The organism is Paenibacillus qinlingensis (assembly GCF_013204845.1).
Classification (GTDB): Bacteria; Bacillota; Bacilli; order Paenibacillales; family NBRC-103111; genus Paenibacillus_E; species Paenibacillus_E qinlingensis.
This window is the reverse complement of record NZ_JABMKY010000006.1, coordinates 167654-181553: the sequence shown is the minus strand read 5'-3', so window position 1 is coordinate 181553 and position 13900 is coordinate 167654. Positions and strand designations below refer to the sequence as shown.

Annotated in this window: 5 protein-coding genes; all 5 read right to left on the bottom strand. The window is 43.9% G+C overall.

Annotated features, from left to right (window positions below):
- Positions 1-14 precede the first annotated feature (14 nt).
- Positions 15-1811: a sensor histidine kinase gene (locus tag HQN88_RS14105; protein WP_173112768.1), complete on the bottom strand. Its 1797-nt coding sequence runs from the start codon at positions 1809-1811 to the stop codon at positions 15-17.
- 5 nt (positions 1812-1816) lie between these two features.
- On the bottom strand, positions 1817-3349 hold the full coding sequence (locus HQN88_RS14100) for a response regulator (RefSeq protein ID WP_173112766.1): 1533 nt from the start codon (positions 3347-3349) through the stop codon (positions 1817-1819).
- 210 nt (positions 3350-3559) lie between these two features.
- Entirely contained in the window at positions 3560-5251 is a 1692-nt protein-coding gene (locus HQN88_RS14095; RefSeq protein WP_173112763.1) for an S-layer homology domain-containing protein, read from the bottom strand.
- A 39-nt stretch (positions 5252-5290) separates the two neighbouring features.
- Positions 5291-11491, bottom strand: coding sequence for a golvesin C-terminal-like domain-containing protein (locus HQN88_RS14090; protein WP_173112760.1), 6201 nt, complete (start codon positions 11489-11491; stop codon positions 5291-5293).
- A gap of 222 nt (positions 11492-11713) precedes the next feature.
- Positions 11714-13618, bottom strand: coding sequence for a golvesin C-terminal-like domain-containing protein (locus tag HQN88_RS14085; RefSeq protein WP_173112757.1), 1905 nt, complete (start codon positions 13616-13618; stop codon positions 11714-11716).
- Between the last annotated feature and the right edge of the window lie 282 nt (positions 13619-13900).

Genomic DNA, 13900 nt, shown 5'->3' with positions numbered 1-13900 from the left:
CTCTGATGGTCCCTTTATCTGTTGCGTATTCCCGACATTTCAACCTCGTGATCATCATTCATGATGGGCAGATCGATACGGACAATCGTCCCTCGATGTATACGGCTTACAATATGCAGGCCGTATTGGTTGCCAAAGTAAATCTGAATCCGTTCATGCACATTCATGATGCCGATACTGTTAAACCCATCTCTCAGCTTCCTTTCACTGCTGGAAATCAACAGCTTGCTGTACTGCTCCTTTTCCATGCCGACTCCGTTATCTATAACGTATATTCTCATTGTATTTTTGACCAGCCTACCGCGTATTTCAATTCTGCCGGAGCTTTTCTTTGAAAGCAAGCCGTGAAAAATAGCATTTTCCACGATAGGCTGCAGAGTAAGCTTAAGCACCTTGCATCTCATTAATTCCGGACTAATATCAAAATGACAGGTGAATATATCGCCATATCTTGTTTTTTGAATATAGATATAGCTGTTCAAAGCTTCTATTTCTTCTTCGAGCGCAATGTACTCATACCTTTTGTCAAAGCTGTACGACAACAGATTGACAAGTGAACGAATCGTATCCCGGACTTCCGTATTCCGCCCCTGTTTCGCCAAGCTTCCTATCCCAGCTAATGTGTTATATAAAAAATGCGGGCCTATCTGGCTTTGCAGCATTTTTAATTCATATGCTTGTTTCTGCACCTCAACTTCTCTGATCTCGCGAATTAAGCCATTAATCCGGTCCATCATGGAGTTGTAACTCATGGCAAGCTGTCCAATTTCGTCTTCACGCTTCATTTCAATCGTGGATAATCGCCCATATTTGGTGACCGTATTCATGATGAGGACAAGCTTCCGTATGGGATTCGTAAAATAATAGGAGATCAGAAAAGAGCCGATTAAAAAAACGATAATCCAAAGCAAGGCGGTAAAGGCAAAATTGTTGTATAGCTTTGAAACGTTTTCATTCAATATTTTTTCATTCGTGAGCAAGGACACACGCCAGCCCAAATTATTTCCTTTCGAGTTCGCAACAATATAATGCTGTGTTCCTAATTCAGTACTGTCTACACCATCGATCAACTGCCCGATGCCTTTCATAAAATCACTCGTAATCACGGGAGGAAAAACCCCTTTTTCATAAGGCAGCAATTCGCTCTGTGGGTCAAAAACAATCGGCTCGTTTGCTAATGAACTCAATATGATCGACTGTTCACTGCTTGAAATCATCGGAATGATTTTCTGATTCAAATACTCTAGGCTAATCTCGGCGATTGCTGATCCTAAATACTTGTTAGTCTTACTCCTTATTGGAAAAATAAAAGCAACTGTACGATCCGATAAGGCCGTTTCATAGGGTTCACTCCACCTTAATCCTTCAACGCCTTGACTACCCATTTCATTTAATTTGGGCAGCATTTGATTGCCATAGATCTCATATAGGACTTGCTTGCTGCTCCAAACCATGCCATCTGATCGCACCAAATAAAGTGTTTTGATAAGATGGCTGTTCATTTCTCCATAATGCTGTAAAATATTTTGTGACTCATCGGTTGTTCCGTTTTCAATCAGATCTTTTTGTGCAGAAATAGGCAGCAAAATATTCGTAATGTTTTCCAGATACATATTCAAAAAAGTATTTGTCCGTAACACCGTCAGCTTGGAGTCCTCAATCATCTTGTTTTCAAAGCTTTTTTTGGATATCCCGATGTTATTCCAAGAAATTGTCATAAATATCGTGACGGTCAGCACAAAAAGCAATAAAAACTGTTTGGTTGCAATGCCATAGTTTCTATAGCTTTTCACAAAAACCTTGTTCTTCATTTGTATCATCCCTTTTTAAACTCCAATGGCGTAACTCCCATCCAGTTACGGAAGACGATCGAGAAATATCTATAGCTTGGAATTCCAACCTGTTCAGCTACTTCATATACTTTTAGATTCATATTTTTCAGGAGGAATGCTGCTTTTTCCATGCGAAGCCGAGTCACATAATCATTAAATGATTCTCCGACTTCTTCGCTAAATAAACGACTTAGATAAGGGGAGCTGAAGCCGACTTGTTCAGCTACAGAGGATAGACTGAGCGGCTGGCTGATCTTCTCTCGTATGATCTTCATGACAAGGCGAATCTCCGGTCGATACTTATTTTCTTTACCGAAATTGATGTAGATATCATGAATCAACGCTGCAATCATTTCGTCAAGGGTTACAGTCTGATAGGTGTGCTGAGACAATATGACATCATCATTCGAATCCCCAAGCTCTTCATTCCATAAGACGTGCCATTTATGGACCAATTTTTTGAGCTCATTCGGCATAATGCGATGTTCCCTCGCCCAATTGAGAAAATCTCCTTCTATGAAAGTCGATAACCCAGCCTGATTCCAGATCACCTTTTTCATCTTCTCTTCAATCACTGCAAGGGCCTTTGGTTCAATGGCATGTGTGCCTTCTGGTTTTCCCAGAAACACGCGATTGCTGCTGTTGTAAAAATAATCATTTTTCCACAAGTTCATTTCTTGGAAAGCTTGATTGAATTGCTCGGGCTTTTCCACATCATCACTGATGGATGCATAGATATGAATACATTCAGGCTTATGCAAATGTATACTTTTCAATCTGTGATGCATATCAGAAATGACCGCTTCAATCGTTTGCATGATGGGCATGCGATCCTTACTTTGATGACCAAAGTATACAAAATGCTCCCCGATATCTACCGGCACCCAAGCAAAATCTTGGTCATAGCTCCCCAATACGTGCCGAACCTCACGGTCAACAAATAGCCAATCACCATGTTTGGCTTCCACATAAAACCGTACGATCTGGAGAGGAAAAACAATCGGAAGCCCATTATCCGCCAAACTTGTATATAGGAGCATCGTGGAATCATTGTGATTCAGCAGTTGTCCGAGCAGCTTGGATTGGTTCCACCTGTCCTCTTCCTTTTTTTTGGTACTGTACGATTTTTCTTTTTCAATCGATCTTCTAGCTTCTACAAGTGCTTGTTCTAATTCGCTATCATCCATCATGACTTTAACGACATATCCAATAGCCCCTAACTTTAGAGCCTCTCTTGCGTACTCGAAGTCACTGTGGCAACTAAGGATCACAACCTGAATCTGAGGAAATTCCTTTTTCAAGGTTCGAATTAAAGCCAGCCCATTCATAACTGGCATCGTAATGTCCGTTATAATCACATCGGGTACATACTTCCTGCAAAAGGCAAGTGCCTCTTCACCATTGCTAGCTTCGCCTACAAGTACGGATCCGCGAGATTCCCAATCAAACATTTGCAGTTCTTGGCGAATGAGAATTTCATCATCCACAATAAGTACGCTTAAAACATGATCATCCATGTATGTGTCTCCATTCAGCGTGTTGATTGGAGAAAGCCCCAAAAGATTTTGGGGCTTTCTCACTAAAATGGTTATTATTTAATTATAGAACCTGCCTACGATCGGTGCAATGACGAAGATCATTTCTGTATACCCGAAATAAACGGCTACGCCGTCCTTTGAAGGACAGGAGCGTTTATCTAGAAATTCAGCATAATTATTAAGTAAAACTTATAAATTCTGATATTTGGACAATAGATTGGAAATCACTTGAGCGCTTTCAGCACGTGTCATCAGCGCTTGCGGTGCAAATTGATTCGTGCTGCGTCCTTGAATCAAACCCACGGATTGGGCAGCACTTACTGCATTTTGTGCCCACGCCTGAATTTGTGCATGATCATGAAACGAGGCAGTGTTCGTCACCGTTACTTGCTTGCCTTTCAGATGTTCATAAGCTCGCATACTCATAACCGCCATTTCTTCTCGCGTAATGGGTTCGTCTGGTGCAAACGTATCTGAACTGCGTCCAAGCACGATCCCCGCTTCGCTAACCTGAGCCACCACCTCTGCATACCATGCCCCCGGGTTCACATCTTTAAATGAAGCGCTGCCTGCCGCTTTCAATCCCATCGTTCGTGCAAGCATGGCGGCAAATTGTGCCCGAGTCACATTGCCCTCAGGGTTAAAATTCGTATCCGTTACGCCATCAATGAGATGCTTTGCCGCCATTTTCTTAATCACATCGTTCGCCCAGAAGGACGAAGCTACATCGGAAAATGTTTTGTTAAATTCAAGCACAGCATATTGACTGAGCTCTGTTATTTGAACGGTGATCATGCCTTGAACGAAAGTACCCCCTACATAGCGAATGGTTCCATCAGACGCTATCTCATACACGCCTAGTAAATCCCAATTTGCACTCGGATTCACTTTAAATGAGAGCATCAATGGCTCCTTAAGCGTTGTTACAGGTACTTGAGTTCCATCTGTAGCAACAACATGTACGTTGAAGTTATATACAGCACTTGCCGGGTCTACACGGACAGAACTGTTTATTACGTGATGGTTCGTGAGATTTGTTGCCACATCTTTCGAAGCAACTGTCGCCGAGAAGCTGATTTGGGCACCATCAGCTTGCTTGCCCGTAAACGTTGCCTCGATATTTTTGAGCGCTTCGTTGGAGAATTCGATTGTAAAATCTTTCCCTATCAATTGAAGACTGTTAACGCCAACGAGGTCAGCAAGACGGCTTGGCAGCTTCACGGTATGTTTGCCGTCTTGAATTTGAAGGGCTATCGTCCCCTTAGTTGCAGCTGGCAAATCATTTTGGGAAACAAGTTGAGTCGACGTTGGTTCTGATGTTGTTGCAGGTGTCGACGTAGGCGTCGACGGTGTTGTTGGAGTTGTCGGCGTCGTTGGTGGCTGTTGAGCACTGGCGCTAAATGCAGTCTGCGCCTGTGTACTGGCCTGAACTTGCGACAGATTACCATCTATCGCTGTAATTCCACTTAGCTGTAGCGTGCCAATTCCACTCTTCAACACGTTAAAATTGATTTGTCCGATGACTTCGGTTTTTGTTACTTGAACAGGGGCCTTATTTAATAAGGCATAGGTCAAGACACCATTGGTTGTATCTACGATTGCTCCTCCAAAGGTTTCGTACGTCGGAGACAGTACAATCCCATTTCCTTGCAAATTTAATAGGCTCGTATCATATTTCAGCGTAAATCCAACCCCATTCAGGTCGAGCATATTCTGTCCCGTTATGGTGACCTTTACGGTATCACCTACAGAATAGCTTGTTTTGTCGGTCGTTGCTACAATTGACGTCGTATTCAGCGCATGGACTTTCGATGTATTCATCACAACTGCCGTACCGATTAAAAACATCAGCGCCAGCAACATGGCCACTCTCTTCCGCATTGTGCTACCTCCCCTTTTGTAATTGCCATTCTATACGGTTTACCTTGGACTTCTCAGCAGGATAAGTTTTTTATACACATAAACCATATCCACGATGTCGATCTTTCCGTCCATATTCATGTCTAGTCGTGGATCAAAATGACTATCGCTGCTTGTCAATCGCAATTGATTGGCGATATTGGTTAGCACCTTAATATAGGTTTGTTCGTTAATGATGGCATCTCCGTCTACATTTGCATTTGCCAATATGAAATTATCCAGATAATCGCTTTGAGCGAATGTAAAGCTGCCGTCTTTCTTCGCGATCGCGCTTTCCTTGCGAATTTTAAATAGGGCTTTGCCTGTTAGCTGTTTGCCCTTGAATTTAACTTTCAAAAGCTCCACGCTGCTGCCAATCTGCGGATTGATCTGATTGTTAAGATTCAATTTAATGTTAAGAATCCCGTCCGCACGATAGACGTTTGAATAGACAGACGCTGTTACACCAAGATTAGCCAACTGGTCGCTCAGCACAATGTCCGCTGTCCCAACGTCGAACAAGCTACTATCGTAGGAGATGCTAATATTGCCGCCCCATACAGCTGTCGATGCCATCAGAACGACTGTGGTTTCTTCCCCTGCTTCCATAATCTTGGCTTTATTGTCAAAAGAGGTATAGAGTGAATTCGTCGTGTTCACATTCAACTTCGTTGTCGTGGTCACGCTGTCCGTTGACCAATTGCCGGCTGCGTCTCCAGCTGTAACCTTAAATTTGTAGGACGTGTTCGTTGAAAGACCCGTTACATCAAGTTGATATACATTTCCTCCAACGGTTTGCAGCAAGGCCCCATCTTGATAGATTCTATAATTGGTTACACCAACAAGATCGGTTGCTGGCAGCCAGTTTAAAGTAACGCTATTGTAGGTCGCATTGCTGACGGTTATATTGCCTCCTGCCGGCCATGACGGCGGCTGCATGTCTCCTTGCGGGGTTGCCGGCAAATAGAATCGAATCGCATCGGCAATGATATTCCCATAGCTTGCTTTATCGGTTAACTCCACATACCCTGAAGTACCCGGAACGAAATGATGCTTGCCAAGCAAGATCCAGTTGCCTCCTGGAACAACCCTTTCATCAACCGTGTAGAGCTTGCTGCCTCCGCTATAGAAAACCGTAAATTGGGCTGCACTCGGACGATTGCTGTTGCCATCAGGAAGCCAGTAATACACGTCATAATCGCCTTCTGTAGCGATCGTTGGTGTCCATTTGAATTTGTGTGTGCCAGTACCATCCCCCGCAATGGTACTATAGTTGGCACCGTATTTGTTAGGTTGGGCTGTTCCATAAGTCCACGTTCCTACAGTGGCCGCTCCAGTATTATCGATGATGATTTCTATCGGTTGTGTTACAGGCGGAGTCGTCGGTATCTCTGGTATCACGGGTGGTGTACTGTTAGGAAGAGCAAATTTGATAGCATCGCCAATCACATAACCGCTTGCATTATCATTAAGCTCCACATAGCCACTCGTTCCTTCATCAAAGAAGAAGCTGCCGAATTCAACCCACTTGCCCCCTGGGACAGTTTGATCGACATAGAACACTTGGTTGTCACCACTGTAATTAATCGTAAAAGGTGCCGCATTCGCTCTGTTGCTGCTGCCGTCAGGGAGCCAGTAGTAGACGTCGTAATTGCCGCTTACCGGTATATACGGTCTCCAGGTTAATTTGTTAGCTCCAGCTCCGTTCGTGGCATTCATATAACTACTCGAAAAATAGTTGGGGTTAAAGCTGGATTGTGTCCATTTCCCTGTGGCCAGCGCATCGCTATCATCCATGATCATACTTCGCATGACGAATTTGACAGCGTCACCAACGATGTTGCCTGTCACGTTGTCAGCAATTTCAACATACCCTGTGGTGCCGCGCGTAAATGTATACGTGCCAAGCGAAACCCACTGTCCACCAGGTTTACTCTCGTCTACCGTTATGGCTTTGCTCGCCAAGCCATTATAAACCGTAAACGCAACGTTTTTCGCCATACTGTTATTGCCATCAGGCAGCCAGTAGTACGCCTCATATTCGCCGGATGCCTGAATATTCGGCCTCCATCTCATCTTATTGGCACCTGCTCCGCCTCCGGCCACAATGGCATAATCCGCGCCATATTTGTTGGCATTGATCGAGGCTGTGCTCCAGGTTCCCGTAAATTCCGCACTTCCATTATCGACGGTGATCTCCGTTGCCGGCTTCACAGGCGCAGGCGGAACAACCGGAGGCTGCGTTGTTGGAGGTACAACAATCGGAAGATCAATCGGATACGCAACAAGTTCAAAAGCAAACCCCTTCGCCGTATCCAGATTAATGGAGATATGCTGACCGCTCACATGGACAGGCATTTCTTCCAGTCTTGCACCGTTCGTCGCCAACTTGTAAGCCTTAAACTGCGTTGGATCCAGCGTTGTTGTCATACCGAATTCGGCTGTACCATATTTGGTTAACGTGGGCCTGCTCCCTTTGCTGAATTGCACTTCTCCATTCGTTAATTGGACAAGGCTTTCCCCCGTACTTGCCGCGTTTGTCGTATGCGTAATTAAAATTCTACTGCTCTGATCTAAATGTTTACTTTCAAGCGATGATGCCATAAACGTGCCCTTGTCCACACTGCCTTGGAAGGAGGCTGACGCTTTATCAAACGTAAAAATGTGATTGTTGAGCGTACCGGCAGCTGCAACCAAATAAGGTGTATTCACGGTATATACATCCGTTCCTATGTCAAAAACCAACTCGCCAGTATCGGAAATCAGCTTATCCTGCTCTAAATAGGCAAGCTGCCTATTTTTAATGTCCATATCTTCGTTTCCGAGTGAGCGGATGAAAACCTGAGCTGCTTCTTTCAACGTCATCGAGGACGTGATGTTCAACTTATTTTGAGATGGAATATTCCCGCTTGCGATCTGGGCTGGCGTCAGATCAGGGGTAACCTTATAGATGGTAAGCGGTTCTCCTGGTTTGTCGGCATAAACCGTCTGTGTATTATATAAATGAGAAATATAGTAGAGGTTCTCAAGCCCAATTTGCGGCTGTGCGCCCTTCTCATCCGTGGTGCTATATGTTTTATCTCTTACGAATATAAATCGCGGATCTGCTTTTTCAATGAAGCCATTTCGGAATAACAACGTTCCTGCATATTCAGACATGATTTGAAGAGGGTCGCCGAGGATCTCGAAACTCCCTAATTCCCCAATCCCAAGATTGTCGATGGCATGTGCCGGGTTATACCCAAAGTCAAATCTATTCAGCATGTCCCAGCCCTGATATGCACCGACCGCTCCAGTGAATATATCCGTTTCATCTCTGCCCTTCATCGGATAGTTGTCCTGATATTCAGTTAGAAAGACAGGCTTGGCATATAGCTGTTTCAAAGATAATGCAGGATAGTAGTTTTCAAAACTGCCATCAATCACGTCAAATGCTTTGCTTAATCTCCTCATTGACGACGGATCATATTGGTACCCGCTAAATAAAGGCTGATAGTACATATGCGTCTCATGAACATCAGACGCCTCGCTTCTCCAGTAATCCACCATCGGATTCATAATATGATTCATTCCGCCGATAACAGCCTTCACGCCGAGGGTATTTTTAAGATAATCCTTCATGTCATTGAAGGAGGCTAATGTTTTACCCGTATAGTAGTCCATCATATAGCCCTTGATCGGTCCGAAGGTGTTCCAGAAGGATGCAGGATAACTGGTTATAGGCAGTTGGCCCTTCGATTGCAGGAAGGCATTGAAGTCATCCAGTAAGAACTTTTTAAAATCCGGTTTGGACGGAACTAGGTTGGTCAGAAGTTGCTCATTCCATGGACTTATGCCGATCACAGCAGGATCATCCTTGAGCGCTAGTCCCGTTTTTTCATTCACATGGGATAACCACAAGTCGACTGCCTGCTTCCACATATCGTAAGCTTGCGGAAAAAACGGAAGAAGATACTTAGAGCTCTGTCCTTCCGCATAGTTGCCAAGCCCAGGCACGTTTTTGAAATCATACAGATGGAAAACGTCAAGCTGTAGATAAATGCCTCTCCTCTTCAATTCAAAAATAAAGTTGTCAAGCAGTTTGACCTTCTCCATATCAAGCTCAACTGCCCCTGAAGTTGGTGTCTTAAACATACCCGGTGCCCACGTTTCCATGGAATCCTGTCCATGAATTCTTACAATGTTATATCCCATCCCAGCCAGTCTGTCCGCAATAATTACGGCTTCAGCAGGCGTTGGAAAAGACATGTTCCAATTGACATTGGGTCCGAAGAAGCGAACGGGTTCTTCCGGCTTCCCTTCAAAGTGCAGTTCTCCCTCCGCATCCATTTGGATAAAGCCGTATTGACCTGCTGGGCCATCATTCATGCCTGATAGGTCTAGCGCACTTCCAGGTACGATAGCTGCCGTTGTATCCACTTTACTCCATGCACTTTCGTAACTCCCCATGTCAAATCCACCGTTATTCGGCATCGGAAGACTATCCAAATCTTTATTCAAACCCACATCGATCCCTGCATTCACAGCCGGGGACGAGGCAAGCAAATGAAAATCCGATTTCTCCACCGAAACAAAATGGGGATCACTGGCTATAGAATGGCTTTCTTGCGACTTGTCAAAAGAATAATACCCCGCACCACTACCCACAATATGTCCGAAATCATAGACGTGGGAAGCTCCGCTTTGATTCCAATACATCGCATTTCCTGAAGAATGGTAAATAAGGTTGTAATCAGACACGTAGTTGGTAAGTGCAGACCCACTGTCTAGATCGATTGCAACGGCATAATCTGCCGAATTTAATGCAATGATATTGTTCTTCACCTGTAAGTTATCGAGTGTGACACCACCAACGACCTTGAGCCCAAGCGCAGCTTCTTTCCCCATACTGCTGGTAAATTTGGAATTGGCGATCGTATTATTCATGATTTTCGATCCGCCAATACTGCCGTTTTTGTTTTCCAGCATAATGCCATGGCTTCCTGAATCAAGCGTATACATTTTCCCGGTATCGAAAATTAGGTTGCTATAGATCTGATTTGTCGTGGCATCGCCATAATCCGTCTTGAGGTGTATGCCCGTCCGCCAAATACTGGATAGTTTATTATACCTAATGATGTTCATACTGGAGGAATTGATTGCAATCCCTGTACTGCTCATACTGCCTCTAGCATTGGTGCCATTCTTCCCTTTATAGAAGTCCCTGCCAATGTCGGTCACCGTATTATAATCAATGATATTAGCAGAAGGTTTCAAAAGGGTAGGGGTCCCCCCAACCTCAATTCCGGTAAGTTCCCCGTCATCCGTGCTTAACTTTCCGATAGCACTGACTCTATTGTAAGTAATAACGCTGCCTGTGGAACCGCTTTCAATCCAGATGCCTCTTGAATTGATATCGTAGACATAATTGTAACTTATCGTTATGCTGGCTGAACCGTTTACTCTAATGCCCGCTCCAACGGCTCCATGAATATCGTTTCCTTTCACAATCACATTTGCACTGCCGGGTGCAATGTAACCTACCTCATCCATGCCTCCTGTTAATTCAAGGTTGTTGACCTCCACATAACTTTGGCCATTGGAATCAAATGCTCTCGCTGATCCAGTCGCAAGTTCCGTCATATTCTCGCTGGAAGTTCCTTTTGACGGTTTATAGTAGATATAATTGTTTGCTATATCCAGTGCCCATGAACCGTTTACGAGAGATCCTTTCACAGGGCCTGGTAGTAGTGAATCCTGCATTTTACCTTTTAATCGCTTACCATTTTCCAAAAGGATGGTTTTGGAAGCACCTGCCCCCGGCAGAGAAGCATAATACTCCCCCTTGGCATCAGGTCCAATCCACACCGCTACTGGCGTTGCTCCAGAAATTTTCGGTTTAGGAAGCGTGGAAGAACCGTATGCATCAAAAATAATATGACTTGCGTTCGTGCCTGAGCTTGCAGGTTTCAATGTCGAGCCATACCAACTCTCTCCTCTTTTGAACAGTACCTTATCACCCGGCGCCAGAATTTGACTATTCACCCGGTTCATCGTGCGCCATGGCGTTTCCGTTTTCAGTCCGTTATTGCTATCATTTCCAAGCGTAGCATCAACGTAATACACACTTCCACTGGGGGCCACCTCCGCCCTTGCAGGTTGTGCACTGCTGAATAACATCGCATTTACAGCGAATATAAAGATCATGAACCCTGATACTGCTCTCAATGTAAACTTGCTCATTTATACAACCTCCTAATAAAATTTCCGATCCCCTCGGTCTATAATTCCTTACTCCAAAAATAAATCACCCTCTTCAACGATTGAAATCGTTTTCATTATTTATTAATTTTATCACCCAAGAATTGAACTTCGGTATACACAAAAGATACGATAAATGTACCAATTCTTGTTCTGCATGAAGAAGAGGGTGAACAAGCTGTCGCTCATTCACCCTCTTCTGAATTAATGTGGAACAAATTTAATAGCATCTGCAATAACGAATCCGGTTGTCCCCGTATTGCTGATTATTACATTCCCCGTTGCCCCAGCATTGAATGTGTAGCTCCCTATGAAGTTCCACTGTCCTCCGTTCACCTGCTGGTTAACAGTTGTACTGTGCGTTCCGCCAACATCGTTGACAGTGACCGGCACATTGTTTGCTCTGTTCGTATCAGCATTCCACCACATATAGACGTCATAAGTATTTGTAGTCAATAGATTAGGTGCAAATTTGACGCTCAAAGCCCCCTTCCCTGTATTTCCATCATGCAGATAGTCAGCGCCATACCTTTGGGTGCTAAAAGAACTGATCGTCCAGGTTCCTGTCTTGGTTACGCTAGATGAATCACTGTTATCGAGGATAACGGCAGGATGCTCATAGGCACCTATGCTTGGCGGATTGTGCCTTGCATTCATAAAATAATCTTCTGTGACATCTGTTAAATTATTCTTGCCCTTCGCTATACACGGAGAATGGGTTTGCAGCTTGAAATAGTCGGGTCCAAATGTGCCGCCGACAAGCAAAGGATTCCCAATGACATCATTCACATGCGAGGCAACTCCAGTGACAGCGCTAGACCAACAGTTATTGGAGAAGACCAATCCCGGTTTCTGATCTACATTTTGTAATGTACCCGCAATTGATTTGAATATATTATTTTCTATCCTCGTGTTGACATGGTTTGCACCGCCGGTAATCGATATATTCGTATTCGTTGCATCAATAAACGTATTGCCTGCAATAAGATCATTATTCAAAGAAGTCCCTGTTGCTAATCCAGTATTCCAGTAAGCAAAATTCTGACCGTTCCCGTAAAGGAAATTATTAATAATTTTCCTATCGTGTCCCGCTGGATAACTTAGATAAGGCTCATCTGCTATGGCAATCCCCATGGAAGGGCCGGTACCTCTGAAATAAATGGGATTCCCCGTATGATAGATCATATTCCGCTGGATGGTTATATCATAAGCTTTGTCTACATAGACCTCCACCGCATAATTATCATAGATAGCGCTATCCTCTAACACAACATCATGGGTGTCATTCCAGAAGCCAACGCCCTCCCCCCAATTGTTATATACTTTGCTGTTCTTGATTGTGCCATGCGAGCTATTCTTGATCATGAGAATTAAAGGCCAATCCATTTGGCTTGATAACCTGCTGAAACGCCCATAATTGGCATTTTCCCACAATTCATTGCCATCCAAGGTAAAATTATCAACGTTTTCTACTAACACAGCCAAATTACGGTTATTATGAACCTTACTATTTGTGATGTTGATATGTTGATATCTGGGGCTACTTGAACTGCCAGCATAAATCCCCTCGCCATAGGACTCCTTTATTTCAAGTCCGTCAATGTCGATATAATTTGCTGTAATTCTCAACAAAGCATTCCAGGAAAAAGTGAATTGCTGCCCCGTACTATACGTCACTCCATCATTAGTAACTGCCGGCCCCGTATAAGTCATTGTTTCAAGACTAAGAGGGTGATTCGGGTACGTATTCTGGCCGGAAATGACCGGCGTTTCCCCTGGATATGCCATTAGCGTGATTGGGCTGCCGCTTGTACCTGAGGTCGTGATCGTAATCGGTGATGTAATATTGTATGTCCCTCCCCTTACAATAACAGTAGATCCCGGGCCGGCAGCTCCTGCCATGTCGATTCCCTTTTGAATTGTAGCAAAGGGCTGACTCGATGTGCCTGGATATGAATTATTACCTGTCGTGGCAACATAATAGGTTGTAGCTGCAGCCTTAACCTCAGTCAGACTAACGATTCCAGCAGCAATCAGCCCAAGCAATGTTGTAAAAATGACAGAAAAGACGAATGAAGCTCTTTTTTCCATGCTAATTGTCAACATCATCTACGCTCCTTTTCTAGTCGAAGTACATTTGAACATCTTTATATCCATTTTCAATGGCAGCATACACACACATTAGTAAGCGCTTACATATGAAGACGAAACATCTCTCCCTTCCGTTTTTGGTACGATTTTCGCTTTTAAAAAAAGTTATGTCCGTTGTTTTTCTATCACCTCTTTCTCTTGTTTCTTTTATCATTATATGGTTCAACGGATGAAGTGCTGTATACATGAAAACTACAATAAATGTATCAATTTTTGTCATTTCACTCATTTCACAGAGTA